This window comes from Calditrichota bacterium, from assembly GCA_014359355.1.
Taxonomy (GTDB): Bacteria; Zhuqueibacterota; Zhuqueibacteria; order JANLFK01; family Oleimicrobiaceae; genus Oleimicrobium.
The window spans coordinates 1-21,233 of record JACIZP010000379.1 but is presented as its reverse complement, the minus strand read 5'-3'; the positions used below and the strand labels follow the sequence as shown (position 1 = coordinate 21,233).

Sequence of the window (21,233 nt, the reverse complement as noted above, 5' to 3'; positions counted from 1 at the left end):
CTTGCGCACTATCCGCTGGACTGGCATCTCTTCGACTGCCGCCGTGGACGCGGCCTTGAGTGCGCTATCCGACCCCGACTGGCAAGTGTGTACCCAGGCGGCCCGGCTGCTGGGAAACATCCGCGAAGAGCGCGCCATTCAGCCATTGCTCGCTGCCTTGCGCCACCAGAACTGGACGGTGCGCCAGAGCGCCGAGGACGCCCTGCGCAACTTTGGCGCGAAGGCAGTGCCCGCGCTCATTGAGGCGCTCAACGGCGACGATTGGGTGGTGCGGCTGCGCGCAGCGCGAGCCCTGGGCGAAATCGGCGACCGGCAGGCAATCCCGGCGCTCCAGCGCGCCGTCGCCCGCGAAGACGAGCACCCCCGTGCCAAAGCCATTGAGCAGGAGGCGCTGCAGAAGCTCAACGCTGCACAGGTTCAGTCTTAGAGCCGGTTGGTAGGTTTTCCTTCTTTGTGATGTGTGGGGCCGCCTTAAGGAGTGAGGTATTCAAGGTCGCTGAACCCTTCCCCCGTCTCATCAGTGATGCGGAAGTAGAAGCCCCATTCGCCGATGCGCTGCGTGCTCTTGAGCAGAACGACGTTGCGCCCCGCCTGCAAGCGCACGGGCAGGGTCCAACCATCGATGCTTGCCCGGTCGGAGCCGTTTTGGTACCAGACCAACCTTCCGTTGAGCCAGATCTTGAGGCCTGCGCGATAACCGAAGCGAAGGGTGGCCTGTCTGGCAGTGGGCACGCTGAACTCCACGCGCGCATAGGCCACCCCTTGTGAAGGCTTCCTGAGCATGGCCCAGAGATCGACAAAGCCATCTGGCAGGTCATCCTCTGCTACTCGCCATGTCAGCACCTGTTTCCCGTAGCGGACGGTCGGAGCAAAACTGGTCGCTTTCTCGTCGATGAAACGGCGATTGAACCCGTTTGTCCCTGCGAAGGGGCCGAGCACAAGCCAGTGAGCCTCCCCCGGAAAGCCACTCTCCCGCAGAATCGCCTGCGCCTGTTCTGCCTCGCCCCGCCGCCGATGCACCAGCGCCGCGCAAAGCTTTGCCCCCAGCTCGTAGGAGCGATTGCCGCTCCGCGAGGCGAAATCGGCATACCCGTGCGTCCAAGTAAGTAGGTCGTCGTTTGAGGCAGGAGAGTTGCCGAGTGCCTTTTCGTAGGCCAGCCAGTACAGGGCGCCCAAGTCTGGTGCATAGGCGAGCATCCTTGGGTCAAACTCGTGGCTTCTTTTTGCCATCTCTCGCACGTACCCAAGGTAGATCATCATCGGCTGGACGGCAGCCAGGGCAATTGGCATGTGGGCACTTCCACCGCCAGCCATGCGTTGCGCCACCAGCTCAGCAAGTTCCCGCGTGTGCACGTCGAAACGGAGCGCCATGACCACGCTCGACAGGAGGAGATTGGGATCTTCCATAACCTCGTCAATGTGCTCCTCCACGTCGGCGAACCATTCGTCCTCGTAGCGCTTGACGGTGGCAGCGTCCATTTGCAGCGTGCGCGCTACGTAAGGCCGCGCGATCGACAGCGGGTCGAGCCCTCGCGCTGAGTCGAGGTGGGCCAATGCCTCCTCCTCCCGTCCTTGAAGCCCGCAGATCGCCGCACTGAGAAGGTGGGCATCCGCCTGCAACTCAGCAGTTGGTGCCACTGCCTGGAAGGCCTGGAGGAACTCCTGCGCCTGCTCATAGTTCCCCATCTCAAAGTGGACGATCGCTGCGTGACGGGCACTGTGATAGAATTTGGGATTGATCCTGAGCGCTTTGCGGAACAAGTGCAGAGCCTTCTTGTTCTCGCCCATCATGAGGTAAATCTCACCCATGCTATCGAAGGGATTGGGCTCTTCTGGTGCCAGCTCTGCGTAGCGCTTCATGGCAGCGGCAGCTTGTTCATACCTTCCCAAACGGGCATAGGAGTAGGCCAGCGTGTTGTAGGCCAACTTGAACTTTGGGTCGATCTCAAGGGTCTTTTCCAGTTCCTCGATGGCCCGCTCGTACCAGCCTATGCCATAGCTCCAGGAGCCGAGTTGGAAGTGCAGCATCTTGTCATAGGGAACCTCCGGAATCGCGCGCTCCAGGAGCTGGAAGGCTTCGCCGACGTTGCCGGTGAGCATGTGATAGAGTGCCAGCAGGCGCACCCGCTCTTTCTCTGAGGCTCGATCTGCGTGCCGCACTCCCGCGGCTAAGGCCTGCAGTGCCGCCTGTTGTTGGCCCAATGCCCCGTGGCAATAAGCCAATTGCAAGTAGGCGGAGGCAAATGCTGAATCCAGCTCGATGGCCCTCTGGAACTCGGCCATCGCCTCCTGGAAGTAGAGCTTGTTCTGCTGGTCAAAGCCGGCGATGTAATGGCGATAGGCAAGCACGGAGCTGGTCGTGACGTCGGACACGGTGAGGGCGCGCTCTCGCGCCTCGCGCAGGGAAAGCTGCAGGCCCTCCTTTACCTTGCGCGTCAGCTCGTCCACCATGGTGAAGACGCGTTCCAAACCAGCACCGGAGACCGAGTCGCTCTTGAGGAGCTCGCCGCGCTGGGCGTCATAAAGCTTGGCCTCGATGCGCAGCGAGTCGCCCCGCTTCTGTAGACTCCCGGTGAGCCATGCCTCTGCCTGCGCCTCGCGGGCCACAAGGGCGGCCACGCGCACGTCCGCCGAGGCATAGTCCTCCTTGCCAAGGCGCCGCAGGATGTTGACCAACCCTTCATGACTGACGACCGTCAGCTGATGCGACTGCGAAAGGTCGGCAATGAGCATGTCGGTAATGCCTGCCCGGAGCCAGTCTAAGTCGCGGTCGCCGGTCAGGTTGTCGAAGTAGGTGACCAGAATCGTCTTGCGCTCACCACTTGCCAATTCCACAGTCGCCTCAGTGCGGCGGCGCATCCCTGGCTGCGAGGGTTCGGTCGGCTCAGCAAGCTTTATCTTGCGTGGCTGCGGCTCTTTGCTGCATAGGGCCGCAAGCAGAAGCAGGCCGAACAGAACCACTCTCATCTGAAACCTATGTTCACGCACCGAGCACCTCCTTGGTTAAACCGGCATGCGCCAGAACGCGCAGCACCGGTCCTCTTGCCCATTTGCGACTGCGCCGGAGGATCACCCCAGCCGCCTCTCAGCAAATGTCCCTGTCAGGCTTGAGCGGGAAGGCGTTTCACCACCACAAGCGTAATGTCGTCGTGCTGTGCGGCACGGCCCGCGAACCTGCGCACCCGGCGGAGGACGAGTTTGCGCAGGTCTTCGGCGCCGCCCATAGGGGCATGCGCCACCAGCTCGGACAGCGTCTGCTCCCCGAACTGCTCGTGCTGCTCGTTCATCGCCTCGGTGACGCCGTCAGTGTAAAAGACCAAAGTATCGCCGGGGTGGACCTGGGTGGCGCACTCCTTGATGTTTGCATCGAAAACAGATGAGTCGGCCAGGCCAACGGCAATGCCCGGCGGCAACAGAGCTTCGACCTGCCCGTTGGCGCGGCGGAGCAAAACCCGGTCGTGGCCGGCGCGCGCCAGGCGAAGCCTTCCGCTCTCAAGCTCGATGATGCCATAAGCCACGGTCGCAAAGACCCGAGGGTCAAGCCTCCTGCGCAGCTTGCGGTTGAGCTCACACAACAGCCGCGCGGGAGACGCATACGCGGTACTCAGGGCAACCACAATGCCTTTGAGTTCTGCCATGTAAAAAGCGGCCGAGGTACCTTTGCCGGTGACGTCCGCGATGACCACGCCAAATCTTTTGGGCCCCAGCTCCAGGTAGTCGAAGTAGTCTCCTCCCACCATGGCTGCCGGAAGGCAAAGGCCGTCCACATCCCAACCGGGCAGTGCGGGCTTCGTCTGAGGAAGCAACTTCCTCTGCACATCGCGGGCAATCTCTATCTCGCGCTGCAACCTCTCTTGCTCCGTCAGGCGGAGGTGAAGCAGAGCGTTGTCGATGGCCAGCCCTGTCTGCGTTGCCAAAACCCCCAGGAAGCTCCGGTCCCGCGCGCTGTAGTCATTCTTGTCCTTGGGCGGTGCCAGGGCCATGAGGCCCACCAGGGCATCCCGCGCCCAGAGCGGAACGAGCAGCGCACACCGTTCTGGCCGCAGACGCCGCGACAAAGCCCGCAGCGCAGTGGCAGCGGGACCGTTGTTAGCCACGGCACCCCACGGGGTTGGCTCCGTCAGCTTCAGCAGCTCCGGGGCCTGGCTGAGGTCAATGCATGGCTCCCCCACTCCGAGCTCACCACGCAAGGAATCCCATGCAGGACGAAAGCGGCCCGGCAGTTCTCCCTCGCTCACCAGCAGTATTGCGCGGCGCGCGCCGCTGCTGGCCTGCATGCCCTCGGTGGCCAGTTGCGTGACCCGCCGCAGTTCGAAGGTAAAGCCGAGTGCGCGCGTCATCCGCTCGATGGCGTCCTTTTCGCGCAACCCTACGAGCATGGTGTTGAAGCTGCGGGCCAACTCGCCGATTTCATCGCCGGCGCGCACCCGCACCTCGCGGCTCAAATCGCCCCCTGCAATCTGCCGCATCGCCTCGGCCAACCTGCGCAGCGGTGTGACGATGCGGTAGCTCATGGCCGCCGAAGTGACCACGCCCAGGGCAGTGAACACCGCCAAAAGGAGAAAGTTGGTCAGGCGTTTGCGACGAAAGGCGTTGTTCAGCTCCACCAAGGAAAAGCCAACTTCCACCGTGCCATAGGAGCGCGTAGCGTCGCGAATCTGGACTGGTACGCTCCCCAGGTCCTCGCGACTCTCCTTGGCCACCGCTCCTTGCGAGAGGAGGCGCACCACTTCGCGTTCTTCCTCCCTGCTGAGCAGCTCGCGGCCGCCCAAGTCCACCCAGTCACGATTCAACGCGTGGGCAGCCAAGGAGTCGTGCTCGTCGAAGATGGCGATGTAGACAAGGTCGCGGCTAAAATCGGCGCGAATGAGATTGTCGATGTAGCTTTGATAGACGTACCATCCCTCGGCCTCGGCAAAACGCACCGAGGCAGTCTGCTTAGCCAGGCGCTCGATGCGCTCTTCAACCTCGCGCCTTTCCGCACGCAGTTCGCGGTAGCTGAAAAAGTAGCTCACCGAAGCCATGATGGCCACTACCAGCACCACCACCGCTAAGGTGATCTTTACCCAGAGACTTTGCAGGCGCCTCATCCGCTAATCCTTGACGGCCACCAGGGCAATCTCCACTGCCGCGCCCTTGGGCAGGCGCGCCACCTGCATGGCACAGCGCGCTGGCGGGTCCTGGGGAAAGTATTCTGCGTACACCGCATTGATGCGCGGATAGTTGGCGATGTCGTCCATGTACACGGTGGCGCTCACCACGTCGCCGAAATCCATCCCCGCCGCCTTGAGCACGGCACCCAAGTTGTCCAGCACACGCCGCGTCTGCTCCTCGATGGTGCCGGTGACCAGTTGCCCAGTGGCCGGGTCGATGGGAATTTGCCCCGAAGTAAACAGCATGTTCCCCACCTTGATGCCCTGACTATAAGGCCCGATGGCCGCGGGCGCCTCGGCGGTGGCAACCACCTGTCGGCCAGCCGGAGCAGGCCGCTGAGGCCCACAGCCAACGACAAAGACGAGTGCCAGGATCACTAGCCAACACGTGCGCACTTTTTCTCCTCCTCCGCTGTTGTTCCGCACGAGCGTTACGCCGTTTCTCCTTGCAAGCACATTTTGCCCCCGGCAGAAAAGCGACTGCGAAGAAATGCCTCCACGCTCCTGAAGCGCGGACGCACGATCTCCTCCAGAATTGCCTCCTTCGGGGGGATGGCGGTGATCGGTCCGCCTGCAGCCACAAATCTGTTCACCGCGGTGGCAAGGTTGCGCAAGCGGACAAAGCGCCAGTAGTCTGGCAGGCCATCGCTCAGGGGATAGACCGACTCGTTGCAGAGCAGTGGGTCTGTGTCCGGAGCGAGTGCTCCACTTGCCACCGCGCGCTGCCATTCACGCGTACCAGGGATAGGCGAAAAGCAGGCCAGGCACACCCTGGCGCCAAGCCGCGCCACAAACAAAATGCTCTCCACCACCTCCTCGACCTCTTGTCCTGGCAAACCCATGAGCAGGTAAACGCCGATGTCCTGGCGCCGAAACCCTGCCTGAGCCAAAGCCTCCAGCGCGCGAGCCAGATCCTCGCTGCTGACCTTTGCGCTCATGTCCTCTTGCCTGGCCTCATTCACCGTTTCGAAGCTCAGACGCAGGGTGGCGAAGCCGGCACGACGCAGCAGTGTGGCCAGCTCGCGGTCCACAGCTCTGGGCTGTACCCCGTTGGGCGTGTGAAACTGCGCTTTGACGCCGCGACGAATGACCAGTTCCAACAGGGGCTTGATGTGCTCATCAGCGCGCAAAAAGAGGGCATCGTCGTAGAAGGCAATGTGCCGTGCGCCTCGGCTCAGCCAATGCTCAATCTCAGCGACTACCGCCTCCGGTGCCCGCTGCGCGAAGCTTCCTGCCAACAGAGCCGATGCACAGAAGCTGCAGCGGTACGGACAGCCCCGCGAAGTGAGAACCGCCACCGTCTCCAGCTTTGGATAAAGGTCGTAGACCGGATACGGCAGCTCATCAAGGCTTCCGTAACGAGCCTCGGGAAGCTCTGCATGGCAAAGGCGGTTGAGCACCTCCACGACCACGTTCTCGCCTGGCCCTTGCACCAGCGCCTCGGGCGCCAGAGTCTTCTCCGCGTGTTCCGGACAGAGTGTAGCATAGATTCCACCGACGACCACCGGCACGCCCGGGAAGGCCTCGCGGAGCATTCCCACCGTTTCTGCAAGGCCGGTGTACCAGTAGGTCATCCCGGAGGTCACCAGAATGGCATCCGGCCTGCCGAGTTCTTTGAGTTGGCGGGCGAAAACCTGCACCGGCATGCCGTAACGGCAGAAAACCCGCGGCACATGCTGCACCACGGCGGGCTTGGGGATCGGCTGGCGGAAGAACTTGCCGGTGCCATCGCCGCGCTCGCGCACACGGCCCACCATAGCCTCCACCGCGGGATGGCGGCGGTCCAGACAGTCGACCAGCGACAGCCTACAGCCGGCGCTGCGCAACACGCCTCCCACGTACAGTAGACCCAACGGCCTTGCCCAAAAGTCGTAGGCGGCAAAATCGTGGATCCACGGATTGACCAGCAGTATGTGCAACGGTCGTCGCGCCATCTCGCCGCAGGGGAAAGGGTCCGGTGCCCTATTTCACCACACACCTGCCCGAGGCACATCCCGCCGAAGTGACAAGGCGATAAAGATACACACCGCGCGGCAAAGACGCCTCCCACTCCATCGTGTGCCAACCTGGCTCCTGCCACTGATCATGCATGCGGCCAACCTGTTGCCCACGCACGTTGAACATCTCCAATGTCACCTCTCCCGGGGCCGGCAACCAGTACGAAAAACACGTCTGCCTGGAAAAGGGGTTCGGGAAGTTGTACACCAGAAGGTGCGTCTGTGGGAAGGGTGGCAATTTGGCCCGCACGGCAGTCACCGCCTCATGTCGCGCCAGATCGTAGCGGTCGCCACTGGCCAGAAAATGGAGACGCGCCCCTACGATCCCTGGCACATTCGTCCCGCGCGGCACGCCGGCGTGGGTGGCGGTAGATGTGTCCAGCACATAGGCCAGCACCTCCACCGTCATGGTGCCGCTTGCGTCGATGGCGCACGTGCTGTTATCGCCCAGAAAGAGCGCAGTGTAGCCCGGGTGGGTTGCCGCGCCCCACTGGCCACCAACAATGCGATTGGGAGCAAAAGTGCGGTTATTCCACACCTTGGGGATAATCACCGCCTGTGGCACAAGTCCGCGACCAGGTCTTTGCCCAAGGCGTCCATAGAAAGCGTTGTCCTCGCCGCTGGTGAGGTTGGTGATGACCACCTCACCCATCTCGGCAGTGCTGTCCGCCCCGCCGTAGAGGAGCAGGGGCGTAAAAGCGCTGGGCTGCGCCGGACCGGCCAATGGTTGCAAATACGGCCCTGGGTCAATGAGGGTGCGGGTGCGGAGGTCGTAGACGGCTCCCCAGACGAGCTGGTCAAAGCAGATGTCGGTGAACGTCACCGGGCGGTTCGGCTCGCAGACGATGCGCGAATTCTCGCTGCGGTAGAGAATTGTCACCGAGCCCACCCCGTATGCCACGGCGGTGAGGTCCGGATTGACGCACAGCGCAGTGCTTTCATCCACCCCTATGCCCATCAAGTCAGGCTGTGCGTAATCCTGGATGCGCCGTGCCAACATGGGGACCAGCCGCCCGAGCCGGGCACGGGTCTGAAAATGCGAATCCGTGAGCACGCCCGAGAGAATGTCCAGAAAGTCGTCGGTAAAGTGAATGCGCGCATAGTAAGGGTTGTAGGCGGCGTATTCGGGATAGGCGGTACCATAAGCGGCATCGAACACTACCTCGCCCAAGACTGCAAGGCCGGCGCTGGTCCCCCCTATGGCGCCGCCCCGGGCAAACACCTCCTCGATGGCTTTCTCCACCAGAGTCCCCTTCCAGGTGGAGACATAGTCCCACTGGTCGCCGCCCTCGATGAAAATGCCCGAGGCGGAAACCAGCTCGCGGTAGGTGGCGGAGTCATTGGCGCTGGCCCGCGTGGCGATTTGCAAGGGGTGGCTGCTCGCGGCCGCGCCCCATGCTTTGAAGGTAGACGCGTAACTGGCAGCCGTCTCGTCCACATCGATGTTGATGATCTTGCCGGAGTCGGCCTGTTGGACAAACCACCGAAAGACCGGGTCGGCCCACGTTCGCCGATCGTCTCCGCCACCCATCAGCAACAGTGAGCCCTGGCCATGCACCGGGTCCCCCCAACCGAGGAGGGCTAGGGCAAGGCCCAACAGTTGGGAGATGGAGAGAATGCCACGGACCCCGCAACAACAAGGCTTCTCCACGCGCGTCATTCGCCCAGGGGCCCTTCGCACGCAACCCTCCGCTTCTCAGTCCCAAGCCTGCACAACGAGCTCGGCCACCGCCTCGAGAAAGCGCCGATCGTGTTCGCCGAAGGCGGCCAATTTGTGGGAATCGATGTCCAACTCGCCAAGCACCTGCCCGTTTCTCAGGAGCGGCACCACGATCTCCGACTTAACATCTACACTGCAGGCCAGATAGTTCTGCTCCTTTGCCACGTCTTGCACCACCACTGTCTGCTGTTCGGCCGCTGCGCGTCCACAGACCCCTCTGCCGAAGGGGATACGCACATGCTCAGTGGGTGCGCCGGCGAACGGTCCAAGCACTAACAGGCCAGGCTCGTCTTCCACAAGGTAGAAACCCACCCAGTCGTAGTGTTCGACCTGGTCCTTGAGGAGGCTGCATATGGCCTGCAGCTTCCGCTTCCTCTCGGTCGGCCACTCCAGGATGGTAGCGATGGTGCGGAGCAGGGATGCCAGATGCTGCGGCAGCGGGGGCGTCCCGGCGCTTGACGGCCGTTGCTGCAGCTCGTCCCAGCAGCGCAGTGCCCGCCGCAGGTGCGGGATGGTAATCGAACCGCCAACCACCAGGCCGATGGCCAATGCCTCCTCGACCTCCTCATTGCTCAGCTGCTCTTCGTGGCAGCGAATGAGATGGTAGGTTACGCAGTCGTCACAGCGCAGCACTAAGGAGGCAACCAGTCCCATGAGTTCCTTCATCCGCGCTGGCAGCGCCCCTTGTCGATAGACCTGCCCGTCCAGGCTGTAGAAGCGCCTCATGGCCAGGCCGGCGTATTTCATGACGACGTCGTTGAGTAGTTGCCTCTCCTGTTTGAAACGAGCGATTGGATCCTCCGGCATAAAAGCACTCCTCGACATTTCGTTCGTCCGTCATCCGGCCGCCGGTGGCGGACTTGCGACCACCTCGGCGGAGCCCCGTCGCGCCACCGTCAGCCCATAAGCCAGCACCGAGCAGGCCACGCACAGCATGCCCAGCACCGTGAGCGGTTCTGGCTTCTCCCCGGGCAGCAGCAGCCAGCTGAACAGCGCACCAAACACCGGAATGACGAACTTCCACAGGTTTAGCTCCGAGACTTTTACTCCGGGCATAGCGAGAAGCGAAAACCAAATCGAGAAAGCGACCGCAGAGAGCAGGGCCAGATAGAACAGAGTGCCCCAGAAGGCCCACGGCAGAGCCAGCCGCGGCGGGCCCTCGATGGGAAGCGACACGGCGGTCAGCACCGCACCCCCCAGCAGGAACTGCGCCGCGCTCAGCACCACCGGGTGGATGCGCCGTCTGTCCCGAGCCACCAGCACATTGCCCACCGCAGAGAAGACGGCCCCAAGCACCAGCAACACGACACCAAGCAGCTCACGCAGCCCGGCTGCAGTCCATGGTTGACGACTCAGGCTAATGATGCAAACGCCTATCATCCCACCGGCGATTGCCGCCGCTTTGGGAAGGGTCATCTCATCGTTGTCCATGGCAAAGTGGGCCACCACTGCGGCGACCAGTGGCGAGGAGCCCACCACGATGGCGCCCAGCGCCCCAGACACCAGCGTCATGCCCACGAAGAATGAGGCGTACAGCAACACTGACTGAAAGAGCGTCACCAAAAGCACCGTCCGCAGGCCGCGGCGCAGCTCGGCCAAGGCCTGCCGTTGTCCTCTGACCAACGGCAAGAGGAGCACCCCGGAGAGCACAAAGCGCATGCCCGCAAACGACAGGGGACGCGCGAAGCCCAAACCGTATTTCACCCCCACAAAGGCCGTGGACCAGAGCACGCAGGCGCCCAAGGCAAGCAGGGCCACACGCGGCCAGGAGCTGGGCACAGGCTCACGCGCAGCCATCAGGAGACGTTCCACCAACTGAACCCATGGCGATCTCCATCCCCTCATACACCGCAAAGCAGGAAAGCCGTGGCTCCACGTCCCGAACAATGCGCCGACACTCCTCGACTATCTGCTCGAGGGCGTGATCGGTGCGGTCCTGGTTATGGTGGAAGAGACCAAAGGCCTTCACCTTGGCTTCCATTGCCAGGCGCAGGGCATCGGTAAAGGCGGAATGTCCCCACTTGGTCCGGTACGCGTATTCCTCGGGCGTAAACTCGGCATCGTGGATGAGGAGGTCCACATCCATGCAGGCCTGGACGTACGCATCGAACTCAAGCCCCCCGGGGTGGCGGTACGACAGCTCATTATCGGTCAAGAAGACCAGTGCCCGTCCCTCTTCCTCGAACTTGTAACCCACTCCCCGGTTCGGGTGGCTCAGATAGATGGGGCTCACGCGCATTGAGCCGATCAGAAAAGGCTGGGTGTCCACACTGTGAAAAGACATGTGCGCCTTGAACATGCTGAGCTCCACGGGAAAAGTCGGGGCGCGCAAGGTCTCGGCCAACAGGTCCTGCATCGAACTCCGCTCAAAGGGGCAACCGTAGACTTGCAGGGCTACCTCCTCGTCGTAGACCGGACGGAAAAAAGGCAGACCCAGCACGTGGTCCAAATGGACATGGGTGAGGAGCAGGTGGTAGCTCTTCTCACCGTGCGCTTGGAGCTGGTGGCCCAGGCGCCGGATGCCTGAACCAGCATCCACGATGACCGTCTGGCCGTCGGCCGTCTGAATTTCCAAGCAGGTGGTGCTCCCCCCAAAGCGCAAATACTCACTCCCAGATACGGGAATCGACCCTCGTGCGCCCCAACAACGAATCTTCATCCTCGCCACTCCTCATCGCGATGCAGAAGCTGTGCAGACTACACAGACACACGCGCCGCAAGCACCCGGCCATCGCCGTCAAAGGGCACCCCCTCCAGCTCCAGCAAGGCCCGCTTGACCGCCAGTCCCCCCTGGAATCCACCCAAGCTCCGATCCGCGGCAATCACCCGGTGGCAGGGAATGACCAACGGGAAGGGGTTGCACGCCAAGGCTCTTCCCACGGCGCGTGCTGCCCCAGGACGCCCCACACGCCGGGCAATAGCGCCGTAGGTGCTGACCCAACCGCGAGGAATCTGCCAGTCGGCAAGGAGAACGCTTTTTTGAAACGGGGAACAGCGGTCCAAGGCCAGCAGCTCAAGCGGGAGCCGGATCTCTTCGCCACGGAGGAAACGCTCGAGTGCGCCGCCCAGCTCATCTATCTGGGCACAATGCCGGTGCTCAGCGCCCGGATACGTAGCAAACACCGCCTGCCGGGCTGCACGCTCCTCTTGAGGCAAAAAGATTCTGAGCACCTGCGGACCTCGTGCACTCTCCTGCCAGACTACGGCCACAGTGCCCATTCTCGTCGTCACCAGCGTATGAGCAACTCCTTGCATCACTCTTTTCCTTTCTCCCTCTGCCTGAACGCAACAACCATAGCAGACCAGACCCCGCAACCACATCGCTCAGGACATCAGCTTTTCCGCTGCCGATATGATTCGCTCCACAGAGGGCAGAGTCCGAGTCTCCAGAGCCCGCGCATATGGGATGGTCTCCTCGGTGCACACGCGGGCAAATCGTGGGGCAAGTCCTGGTTCCAGAACCGTGGCCGCCAGTTCGCCCGAAAGACCGAACTCCTTGTAGTCCTCGTCCACCACCAGCAGCCTGCCGGTGCGCTGCACCTGGCGAATCACCGTTTCTCGATCGAGCGGTCTGACGCACCTGAGGTCGACCACACCTGCCGACACGCGCTGTTCCGCGAGGGCTGAGGCAGCTTGCAAGGCCTGATGCACACCAAGGCCAACAGTGACAATGGTCAGGTCTTCTCCTCCCCTTAGCACCGCAGCCTTGCCCAGCGCCGAGGGTTTCCATCGCCTCGGCGCTTCTGCCTGGGCCCCGGCCTTGGGCACGTCGAAGTGCACTGTTGCCCGACTCCCGCCTGCCAGAAAGTCCAGCCACCTCTCCGAGAGCATCTTGTGTTCGAGAAACACCACAGGCCTCCCGTGGGCCAGGGCGCCGAGCATGAGGCTGCCCGCATCCAAGGGGTTTGCAGGCACGACCACCGCCAACTCCGGGATGTGGGCAAGCCATCCCCAGAGGCTCTGCTCGTGTTGGCCGCCGTCACCGTAACCACCGCCGCAGGTGGCGCGTACCACGAGCGGCACAGGCCACTTGCCGCCCGACATAGCCTCGATCTTTGCCGCGTGGTTGACCAGCGCGTCCGCCGCCACAGGTACAAAGTCCACGAGCATCACCTCGACCACCGGACGTAGTCCAGCCATAGCCGCGCCAACAGCTGCCCCCACAAACGCCGCCTCACTGATGGGTGTGGGCCGTACGCGCCGCTCGCCAAAGCGCACATAGAGCTCCAGGTGGATGGTGTGCACGTCCTCGCCTATGAGCACGATCCTCTCGTCCTCGGCCATTGCCTGTGCCAGGGCGGCATCTATGGCTTCGGAGAAACCGATGGTCTTCATTGCTGCCTACCCCCTCCGCGCTGCCCGACGGCCAAGGCAACCGCACCCTTGATTTCTTTCTCCACCTCTTCCTCCAGTGCGCGCAGGCGACGCGGCTCGTGAATGAGCTTAGCCCTGGTCTTCGCCACCGGGTCACGCCCACGGTGAGCGCGTGGGGCGGCTGCCTTGGCCACTAAAGCCAAGAGGGTCGTGAGCGCCGTCGCCCGCTTGCCTCTGCCAGCCCCTTTGCGCCCCGTGATGGCGCGGAGCGTTGGGGACGCCATGTCAAGCAATCGTGCCGGGTCGTGCAACGCCACTCCCAACAGGTGACCTTCGAGCCGCGGGCAGGTCGCCAGCAGGAACTGCGGACCGTCCCCGCGCCGTGCTCGCGTGATGGCCTCTCCTGCCACCTCCCAAACAGCCTCCACATCCGTGCCATCGACCGTGGCGGCCGGCATGCCAAATCCTTGCACCCGTTGCACCAGGTCACCGCCCGTCACCATGTCGCTCTTGGTGGTGATGGCCCAGGCGTTGTGCTTGCAGACAAAGACCACAGGAAGTCTCCACACCACCGCCAGGTTGAGCGACTCAAGGAGCATCCCCTGGTTCATCGCCCCATCGCCGAAAAAGGCCACTGCCACGCGCTCCGGCCTGAGGAGCTGCGCGGCCAAGGCAAAGCCCACGGCCAGAGGGGCACCGGCGCCCACAATGCCGGTGCTGGCGGCAAGATGCTCCCGAGAAAAGAGGTGCATGTGCCCACCTCTGCCCGCACATAACCCGCGGGGGTCGCCGAGCATCTCCCGCAGGAGCTCCACCAAGTCAACACCTCGCACCACCAGCGCCGGCGTACCACGATGGTCCAGGGCCATAGCATCTCCCTCGCGCAGGTGGGTCACCACACCTGCGGCCACGCCCTCTTCGCCGATGCCGAGATGCATCTCCCCCGAGATCCTGCCCTGCTCCCAGAGGCGTTTGATCTCCTCCTCAAGGCGCCTGCTGCGCAGCATTTGCCGATAAAGGAACCAAAGGTCAGCGGCCATCATGGCCTCCATGCCGAGGTACCCCCGGCGCCCGCCCTCCCCACGAGCGACGCCTTGCCGTGCGCTTGCGCCTGCTGGCACAAAAGCCTTGCCCGCCGGGGGCAGCAGTCGGCCAGTCAATTGTTTGCGGTGGCCGTCTCATCACTCCACCCATGCAAGCCCCTGGATGTCGAGGTTGGTCAGTCCTGCCTCCCGGGCCCACGCGACCGCCTCTCGGTACTCCTCGACGGTGAGGCGCCGCGCAATCTCTGGGTAGGAAAAGGCCTTGTACATGGGCCGATACTGCGACATGATGTTCACATAAGTATCCTTGGGCAGATTAGCAGCGATCCACTCCACCACTTCCTTGGTACCCGCGACACGATTGGGCATCACCAGGTGGCGAATCATCAGGCCGCGGCGGATCAGTCCGTCGGGGCCAGGTCGGGCCACACCCACCTGGCGATGCATCTCCAAGAGCGCTGCCTTGGTCACCTCAGGGTAGCTTTCCGCTCCGCTGGAGTACTTGGCAGCCATCTTACCGTCGGCGTACTTAAAATCCGGCAGGTAGATATCGACGATGCCGTCCAGTTGCCGCAAAATCTCCAGCCGCTCCCAGCCGCACGTGTTGTACAGCAGCGGCAAGCGCAAGCCCTGCGCCGCGGCGATGTCCAGCGCCTTGAGGATGTGCGCCACATAGTGCGTGGGCGTCACCACGTTAATGTTGTGGCACCCCATCTCTTGCAGCCGCAACATCATCTTCGCCAGTTCAGCGATCTGCCTGACTTCGCCCTCCCCTTCCTGGCTAATCTGCCAGTTGATGCAGAAAACGCAGCGCAGGCCACAGTTACTGAAAAAGATTGTTCCTGAGCCACCCCTGCCGACCAGTGGCCGCTCTTCGCCGAAATGCGGATGGAAGGAGGCTATCTGCAACTCGGCAGATGCACGGCAAAAGCCGCGTTCCCCTTCCAGCCGGTTCACCCCACACTGGCGCGGGCAGAGACGGCAGCTACGCATGACTTGCCACAGCTTCTCCGCCCGGGCAGCCAGTTCCCCGCTCCGATGAAGCTCCAGGTAGGCAGGTCGCCATTCCTCTGAGCTCTCGTCACCTCTGCCACGGTTCCTGCACCCGCCAGGCAGGAACATTGCGAGCGCGGGCCCGCCAAGTTTCCCCAGTCTCGCCACACAAAACGCGGCACATGTGGCGAGGAATCCCCTTCGCGACAACACAACGCTCACCTCCCTTCGCCAGTGCGGCCTCCCGTATCCACAACTACGGCTGCCCCTGTGTCCAGCCCCAACCTGAGGTAGATGGGTTGTATGACCTTGCGCAGGCGGGGGAGGTGCGAGTACGACACCAGCGCTAGCAGAATGCAGCATCCGCCGCTGGCGGCAAGAGTAGCTGGTGCACCCACACGACTGGCTACCGCGCCGGCGAGCAGACTGCCCAGCGGCACCATCCCCATGAAGGCCATGGTGTACAGACTCATCACCCTGCCGCGCTTGTCATCGTCAGCGATGGTCTGCACCATGGTGTTGCAGGAGGCCATCGTCACCATCATGCCGAAGCCGGCGACTACCATCAGTCCATAGGAAAGCCAGGCCACACGCGACAACGCGACCCCCACCAGGCCGGCCCCGAACGCGCAGGTGGCGCGCACAATCCAGCGCCCCAGTCCCACGACGGTCTTGCGCCCGGCAAGTGTCAGGGCGCCGAGTAGCGCGCCGATACCAGCAGAGGCCATGAGAAACCCCAGCGTGTGCGGGCCCCCGCGGAGAATGTCACGAGCAAAAATCGGCAGCAACACCGGGTACGGCATCCCCGCAAAGCTCACAATGCTCAGGTAGAGCAAAATCGCGCGGACGGGCTCTGTGCGCGCAGCATAGCGCACGCCATCCACCAAACCGCGCAGGATGGACTCACCCCGCGTGGCTGTCCGCCCCGGCCGCACGTGCATGGCCAGTAGCGCCGCAACCACGGCCAGGAAACTCAGCCCATTGATGACAAAACAGAGGCCCTCCCCCGTGGCCGCGATGAGCAGTCCCGCTATTGACGGCCCGATGAGGCGCGCCCCATTAAACATGGAGGAGTTCAGCGCAATCGCGTTTGCCAGGTCCTCCCTGCGTTCCACAAGGTCCAAGACAAAGGCCTGGCGCGTGGGCGCGTCCAGAGCATTCACAATGCCGATGAACAGGCTCAGCGGCACGATCTGCCAAAAAGCCACCACTCCCGTGAGGGCCAAGACGCCTAAGGCCAGCGCTTGCACCATAGCCAGAAGTTGCGTGAGGATCAGCAACTTCCGCCGGTCAAAGCGGTCGGCGAGTACCCCTGCCAAGGGAGTGAAAAGCAGGGCAGGCGCCATGCCGGTGAACCCCACGACCCCCAACAGGAAAGGCGAGTTGGTGAGCCGGTAGACCAACCAGCCCATCGCCGTCTGCTGGATCCAAGTACCGATGAGCGAGACGCCCTGCCCGGCGAAGTACAGCCGAAAGTTGCGATGCCGCAGCGCTCGCACCATGAAGCGGAAGCCGCTTCCTGCCCCCAGAGACCTCCTTGGCACGTGCCCTCGTTCCATGCTTTGCGGTCCGCAGTCTGATCAGGACGGACAGCAGCACAGAGGCTGTCCGTCGCAGCTACAGGAGCTGCCCTTCCTGCCACGCAGCGCCTCCAACATCAGGGCTGCTGCGCATCCTACGCCGGTGCGCACGCTGATCGCCCCGAAGGCACAATTCCGCTGACATGCCCCGCACTCGATGCACCGCTCAGGATACCGGAGTTCTGCAACCTCGTTTCCCTGGACGAACACCCCATGGGGGCACACGATGCTGCACAGCCCGCAGCCAGTACACAACTCGGGCTCATAATGCAAGGTGGTAGAAGTGTAGACGCTGTCGAACATATCGTCTCCAAAGGGTGGGCCGCGTTTTGTCATGACACGAGGCGAATGACCCCCATTGCCAGGGTTCCTACGACCGCAAGAACCGCCATAACCGCCATGATCGGCACGTAGCGAAAGATCTCCCGCTCCACGCCCGTCCTGGAGGTGATGGGTGTGGCACCCGTGAAGTTCAGAGCCAGGAACGCGGTCGCTGCTGCCATGCCCAATCCGGTGATGGCCAGCCAGGCAAGATGCACTCCCACTTGCCCCGCCATGCCGAACTCCCGCACCAGCGCAACAGCGAGCGGTAGCCAGGCCAGTATCCCCAAGAGAAAGCCCTTGGTGCTAAAGTTAGGCGTGGGCAGCCACGGCAGCAACAGCGGAAAGAGCACTGTGCCGGCCAGCACAGAGGCCGGTGCCGCCACCGCCACCAGCCAGCCTCCGGTCAGCCAAAGCACCGCCGCTGCCACGACCATGGGCAGCAGGGAGTGCACCAGCTCTACCGGGATGAGCACCGCCCGATCGGCGAGAGCGAACCTCACCCGTCGCATTTCGGGCGTAGCCACCCCTGTGTTCAGATAGGCGGGGAGATCTGCCGCCCGCACCGGCCCGAAGTCTACTGTGAAGCCGGTGCGCGCCGTCACCTCATGTGCCGCCACACCACTGGCTGCCAGTTGCGGCAAGATGAGCCGCCGATGGGCCACCACCTCGGCCAAACCTACCGCCGCCATTCGTCTCACCAACTCCTCAGTGCCGAAGGTCCCCTTGCCCGCCGCACACCAGACGTTTATTCCCTCAGTGTCCAACACGAGAATGTACGCGTCTCTGCCTCGCAGGGCGGCGCGCAGCGCATCAAAACTGAGCGTGTAGTTCGCCGTCACCAGTACCGGCGACCAGGGGGTCGGCGTACCCAGCGCATACAATCCCGGCTCCACGCGATGCCGGTGCCGCCACACTCCCCACCGCGCAAGGAAGTGGTCCAGGCGGTTGGCCCAGGTGATGGTGCTGGTAATGGGGCGGATGGTGCTCATCTCAGACACGATTGCAGCCTTTTCTTCTTTAAGAGTTGCCCGCTCTCTACCCGTAAGTCGCCCGACCGTCCTGACGGTCAAAAGCTGTGGTCAACTTCTGTCGCAGTCCGCCATACAGGTCCTTGTGGCTTGAGTACATCCTCTCCCCCCCACTCTCCCTAGTCGTCTGCGTGCACGCCCACGGGTTGCCGCGAACGGGCGAGCCGGCGCCTCCACAAGAGCTCAGCCGAGTCGGTTCGTTCGCTCACTGCAGGCCGGGAATCAAGTCTATGCCTATGAAACACGTCCAGCGGGTTGCTAAACCCACCAGGATCGCCCAGAGCATGCTGGCCAGCGTGCCGACCAAGTAGTATTCAGCGAACTTGCGATTCTTCAGCTTCTCGAACCTGGTAATCGACTTGGCGGTCAGCACTAGTCCCAGCGCTGTGTACTGGCCGAGGAGGACGAAGGTGACCGTCAAGGCCCTTTCCAGCGCGCCGATGAGCGCGCCGGCGCCCGGCACCCCTCCGCGCGCCGCAATCTGCAGCCTTCCTAAGATGGCGATCACCACGTAGTGTCCCACATAGACGGCTACCAGGTAGCCCAGGGCGCAGACGGCCCCTTGGGTGAGCACGCGCAAGAGAGACATGTCAAGCCTTTGCACTTTACTTTCAAATATCAAGGCCTGCGGCTTGACGCGCCGCCAGGCGGGAGAGCAACGTCCCCACAATGCGCTCCCCTTCCAACAGTGCATCCCATTTCGCCCCGCGCAGCACTTGGGACACTGCCTGCTTTGAGACCCCAAAATGCCTGCCCACCTCTTCGTAGGTCAGGTCTGGCTGGGTGCGATAGAACCGGGCCATCTCCCTCTGGCGGATGGTCCAGCGCTCCTCAAGCGCTTGAATGAGCCACAGCAGCCCATTGATCGCTAGGACGCCATCGGAGGAGCGTTCATCTGCCTTGAGCAGGATGTTCCTCTGCTGGCGTTTGCAGGTGTTAAGGGCATCTCTGGCACGGTAGAAAGCGGTCCCCCGCATCCCAGCCTCCTCGTCGGCCAGCCGTTCCACCTCCCCGATGCCTACGCCGCAGTAGAGCGGGATGGGCACATGCACGTGCAGGTGCAGCCACACCGCGTAGGCCCGGGAGGCGTCGCGGAGCGCCCCCTGAAATTCGTCGCCCACCGTGGTGCGGAACGGCAGCAACACGTCGGCGGCGAAATGCCTGTTGATGTCTGCCAGAACTGTGTTCAGTTTTTCAAAGACCTCTGGCCAATTCTCCAGCTGTCGCGACTTTTGCACGTCGCCGATGATTACACAGTGCTCCATTGCTTCCTCCGGACTCTTTGCCATGACCCCACTCAACCACGGCGCAGTACCCGTCCAGGTAAGCAGCCGGTATGTTCTCCTTGGTGGATGACCAGGCGTCCGTTCACGACCACGTGGTGGATGCCCACCGGGTACTGGTGGGGGTCGGTGAAGGTCGCCCGGTCCACAATTGTCTGCGGGTCAAAGACCACGATATCGGCAAAAGCTCCCTTTGCCAGCACTCCCCGGTCCCTCAGGCCGAAAACCTGCGCCGGCAGCGACGTCACCCGACGAATGGCCTCCTCTAATGGCAGAATCTTGCGCTCGCGCACATAGTAGCCGAAATACCTGGGAAAAGTCCCATAGAACCGTGGGTGAGGGTTGCCTCTGCCCAGAACTCCATAAGGGGCAACCGCCTCGCCATCGGAGCCGACCATCGTCAAGGGGAAAGAGAGCACTCGCTCGGTGTTCTCCTCGCTCATGGCAAAGCCGCACATGGCCACCTTGCCCTCGGCGTCGATGAGAAGCTGCCGTGCCGCCTCGCAAGGGTCCGTGTGTAGCTCTTCGGCCAGTTGCGGCACGGTCTTACCCTGTGCGGCCTGATGCTGCGTCCCCGCAACCTTGGTAATTAGCACGCGCTCCCACGAGCCCAGGGCGGCCACCCTCTCCTCCAAGTGCGAGCGCATCTTTCGCCACTGCGCCTCGTCCTTGAGGCGCGCGACAAACTCCTCGTCGCTCCCTTCCCGTGCCCACATGGGGAACATCAGCTTCAGGGTAGTGCCGTAAGCCGTGTAGGGGTAACGGTCGCAGTGCACGCGCAGGCCCCGTTCATGCACCTCCTTCAACCGCTCCAAGAGTCGGGACGTCTTGTGCCAGTTGCGCTGCTGGCAGGCCTTGAGATGGGAAACCTCAAGCGGCACGTCCGCCTGCTCAGCAATCTGAATGGCCTCTTCAAGGGCCTCTTCCACTTGCACGTCTTCATTGCGCATGTGGGTGGCGTAGATGCCGCCAAACTCCTTCACCACTCCGCATAGGCTCACGATCTCGGCGGTGCTGGCAAAGCAGCCCGGCGTGTACTCCAACCCAGTGCTCAGCCCGACGGCACCTTGCTCTAAGGCTTCTCTCACCTCATGCCGCATTGCCTCCATCTCCTGCGAGGTCGGAGGCCGATTGTCGAGCCCCATGACTGCGGCGCGCACCGAGCTGTGCCCGACCAGGGTCACATAGTTGACGGCTATCTTTTGCCGCTCCAGCCTGCCCAAGAACCCATCGGCGTCCTGCCAGTCCGGCTCTATCTCGAACTCCTGGCGGATCTCCTCTCTGGTGGTGGCCACCACCGGTCCCCGCAGGGGGAACGGACTTGCCCCACAGTTCCCGGAGATCTCGGTCGTTACTCCCTGGCGGATCTTGCTTTCCGCTTTCGGGTTAACCAAAAGTCCGACGTCGGTGTGGCTGTGCACGTCAATGAAGCCTGGCGTCACTGCCAACTTGGTGGCATCAACCACTACGCGTGCCGTAGAGTGCGTGAGATCGCCGATCGCCGCAATCCGCTCGCCGCGAACGCCCAGGTCGGCGATCACGGGTGGGCCTCCTCGTCCGTCGTACAGCGTGCCACCTCTGATGAGCAGGTCAAATTCTGCCCGCTCGCAGCCCTGCACCAGGGGCCCCGTCGCACCAAGGACGCCCAAAGCCACTGCGCTCTGCGCCGCGCTTCGCAAGAACTCACGGCGCGAATAGTCTTGTTCCACTGCCGGCTTCCTCCTGGACCTTCTATGCATTGAGGACTCGCAGCACCACCATGGTCAGGTCATCGCTTTGCGGCACCTCCCCGCAGAAT

General features: G+C 62.8%; 19 protein-coding genes. 1 reads left to right on the top strand and 18 read right to left on the bottom strand.

Features of this window, described 5'->3' with window-relative positions; all coding sequences use genetic code 11:
- Positions 1–55: 55 nt before the first annotated feature.
- Positions 56–427 carry a HEAT repeat domain-containing protein gene (locus H5U38_15860; GenBank protein ID MBC7188499.1) on the top strand — a complete coding sequence of 124 codons (372 nt, stop codon included), beginning with the start codon at positions 56–58 and terminating at the stop codon, positions 425–427.
- Positions 428–471: 44 nt separating this feature from the next.
- Here the strand turns inward: H5U38_15860 and H5U38_15855 are convergent, their stop codons facing one another.
- From H5U38_15855 to H5U38_15770, 18 genes are all read right to left on the bottom strand, one after another.
- Positions 472–2,988, bottom strand: coding sequence for a tetratricopeptide repeat protein (locus H5U38_15855; GenBank protein ID MBC7188498.1), 2,517 nt, complete (start codon positions 2,986–2,988; stop codon positions 472–474).
- A gap of 113 nt (positions 2,989–3,101) precedes the next feature.
- Positions 3,102–5,090: a SpoIIE family protein phosphatase gene (locus tag H5U38_15850; protein MBC7188497.1), complete on the bottom strand. Its 1,989-nt coding sequence runs from the start codon at positions 5,088–5,090 to the stop codon at positions 3,102–3,104.
- 3 nt (positions 5,091–5,093) lie between these two features.
- The gene (locus H5U38_15845) at positions 5,094–5,549 is read right to left on the bottom strand and encodes a RidA family protein (protein MBC7188496.1); all 456 of its coding nucleotides are present in this window, start codon (positions 5,547–5,549) and stop codon (positions 5,094–5,096) included.
- A gap of 35 nt (positions 5,550–5,584) precedes the next feature.
- The gene (locus H5U38_15840; protein MBC7188495.1) at positions 5,585–7,087 is read right to left on the bottom strand and encodes a radical SAM protein; all 1,503 of its coding nucleotides are present in this window, start codon (positions 7,085–7,087) and stop codon (positions 5,585–5,587) included.
- A 28-nt stretch (positions 7,088–7,115) separates the two neighbouring features.
- Positions 7,116–8,831, bottom strand: coding sequence for a cyanophycinase (locus H5U38_15835; protein ID MBC7188494.1), 1,716 nt, complete (start codon positions 8,829–8,831; stop codon positions 7,116–7,118).
- A 15-nt stretch (positions 8,832–8,846) separates the two neighbouring features.
- Positions 8,847–9,446 carry a GAF domain-containing protein gene (locus H5U38_15830; protein ID MBC7188493.1) on the bottom strand — a complete coding sequence of 200 codons (600 nt, stop codon included), beginning with the start codon at positions 9,444–9,446 and terminating at the stop codon, positions 8,847–8,849.
- A 261-nt stretch (positions 9,447–9,707) separates the two neighbouring features.
- Positions 9,708–10,667 carry a DMT family transporter gene (locus tag H5U38_15825; protein MBC7188492.1) on the bottom strand — a complete coding sequence of 320 codons (960 nt, stop codon included), beginning with the start codon at positions 10,665–10,667 and terminating at the stop codon, positions 9,708–9,710.
- Positions 10,654–11,529 (bottom strand): MBL fold metallo-hydrolase, encoded by an 876-nt coding sequence (locus H5U38_15820; GenBank protein ID MBC7188491.1) that lies wholly within the window; start codon positions 11,527–11,529, stop codon positions 10,654–10,656. The genes H5U38_15825 and H5U38_15820 overlap by 14 nt, the downstream gene beginning before the upstream one ends.
- Positions 11,530–11,567: 38 nt before the next feature.
- A complete protein-coding gene (locus H5U38_15815; GenBank protein MBC7188490.1) occupies positions 11,568–12,125 on the bottom strand; it encodes an MGMT family protein in 558 nt (185 codons plus the stop codon).
- A 69-nt stretch (positions 12,126–12,194) separates the two neighbouring features.
- Positions 12,195–13,205, bottom strand: a complete 1,011-nt coding sequence (locus H5U38_15810; protein MBC7188489.1) for a pyruvate dehydrogenase — start codon at positions 13,203–13,205, stop codon at positions 12,195–12,197.
- Positions 13,202–14,227: a thiamine pyrophosphate-dependent dehydrogenase E1 component subunit alpha gene (locus H5U38_15805; protein MBC7188488.1), complete on the bottom strand. Its 1,026-nt coding sequence runs from the start codon at positions 14,225–14,227 to the stop codon at positions 13,202–13,204. Before H5U38_15805 ends, H5U38_15810 begins: the two co-directional genes overlap by 4 nt.
- 138 nt (positions 14,228–14,365) lie before the next feature.
- On the bottom strand, positions 14,366–15,349 hold the full coding sequence (locus H5U38_15800) for a radical SAM protein (GenBank protein MBC7188487.1): 984 nt from the start codon (positions 15,347–15,349) through the stop codon (positions 14,366–14,368).
- Between the two features lie 89 nt (positions 15,350–15,438).
- Positions 15,439–16,722, bottom strand: a complete 1,284-nt coding sequence (locus tag H5U38_15795) for an MFS transporter (GenBank protein ID MBC7188486.1) — start codon at positions 16,720–16,722, stop codon at positions 15,439–15,441.
- A 78-nt stretch (positions 16,723–16,800) separates the two neighbouring features.
- Positions 16,801–17,103 carry a 4Fe-4S binding protein gene (locus tag H5U38_15790; GenBank protein ID MBC7188485.1) on the bottom strand — a complete coding sequence of 101 codons (303 nt, stop codon included), beginning with the start codon at positions 17,101–17,103 and terminating at the stop codon, positions 16,801–16,803.
- 29 nt (positions 17,104–17,132) lie between these two features.
- The gene (locus tag H5U38_15785) at positions 17,133–18,113 is read right to left on the bottom strand and encodes a carbon monoxide dehydrogenase (protein MBC7188484.1); all 981 of its coding nucleotides are present in this window, start codon (positions 18,111–18,113) and stop codon (positions 17,133–17,135) included.
- A 244-nt stretch (positions 18,114–18,357) separates the two neighbouring features.
- Positions 18,358–18,741: a hypothetical protein gene (locus tag H5U38_15780; GenBank protein MBC7188483.1), complete on the bottom strand. Its 384-nt coding sequence runs from the start codon at positions 18,739–18,741 to the stop codon at positions 18,358–18,360.
- 22 nt (positions 18,742–18,763) lie between these two features.
- Positions 18,764–19,417: a hypothetical protein gene (locus H5U38_15775; GenBank protein MBC7188482.1), complete on the bottom strand. Its 654-nt coding sequence runs from the start codon at positions 19,415–19,417 to the stop codon at positions 18,764–18,766.
- A 32-nt stretch (positions 19,418–19,449) separates the two neighbouring features.
- Positions 19,450–21,144, bottom strand: coding sequence for a D-aminoacylase (locus tag H5U38_15770; protein ID MBC7188481.1), 1,695 nt, complete (start codon positions 21,142–21,144; stop codon positions 19,450–19,452).
- Positions 21,145–21,233 lie beyond the last annotated feature (89 nt).

Coding starts and splice junctions, on each gene's coding strand:
- H5U38_15850 (MBC7188497.1), bottom strand. CDS start 5,090: ATGAGGCGCCTGCAAAGTCTCTGGGTAAAGATCACCTTAGCGGTGGTG.
- H5U38_15840 (MBC7188495.1), bottom strand. CDS start 7,087: ATGGCGCGACGACCGTTGCACATACTGCTGGTCAATCCGTGGATCCAC.
- H5U38_15825 (MBC7188492.1), bottom strand. CDS start 10,667: ATGGCTGCGCGTGAGCCTGTGCCCAGCTCCTGGCCGCGTGTGGCCCTG.
- H5U38_15820 (MBC7188491.1), bottom strand. CDS start 11,529: ATGAAGATTCGTTGTTGGGGCGCACGAGGGTCGATTCCCGTATCTGGG.
- H5U38_15815 (MBC7188490.1), bottom strand. CDS start 12,125: ATGCAAGGAGTTGCTCATACGCTGGTGACGACGAGAATGGGCACTGTG.
- H5U38_15810 (MBC7188489.1), bottom strand. CDS start 13,205: ATGAAGACCATCGGTTTCTCCGAAGCCATAGATGCCGCCCTGGCACAG.
- H5U38_15805 (MBC7188488.1), bottom strand. CDS start 14,227: ATGATGGCCGCTGACCTTTGGTTCCTTTATCGGCAAATGCTGCGCAGC.
- H5U38_15800 (MBC7188487.1), bottom strand. CDS start 15,349: ATGTTCCTGCCTGGCGGGTGCAGGAACCGTGGCAGAGGTGACGAGAGC.
- H5U38_15795 (MBC7188486.1), bottom strand. CDS start 16,722: ATGGTGCGAGCGCTGCGGCATCGCAACTTTCGGCTGTACTTCGCCGGG.
- H5U38_15790 (MBC7188485.1), bottom strand. CDS start 17,103: ATGTTCGACAGCGTCTACACTTCTACCACCTTGCATTATGAGCCCGAG.
- H5U38_15785 (MBC7188484.1), bottom strand. CDS start 18,113: ATGAGCACCATCCGCCCCATTACCAGCACCATCACCTGGGCCAACCGC.
- H5U38_15780 (MBC7188483.1), bottom strand. CDS start 18,741: ATGTCTCTCTTGCGCGTGCTCACCCAAGGGGCCGTCTGCGCCCTGGGC.
- H5U38_15775 (MBC7188482.1), bottom strand. CDS start 19,417: ATGGAGCACTGTGTAATCATCGGCGACGTGCAAAAGTCGCGACAGCTG.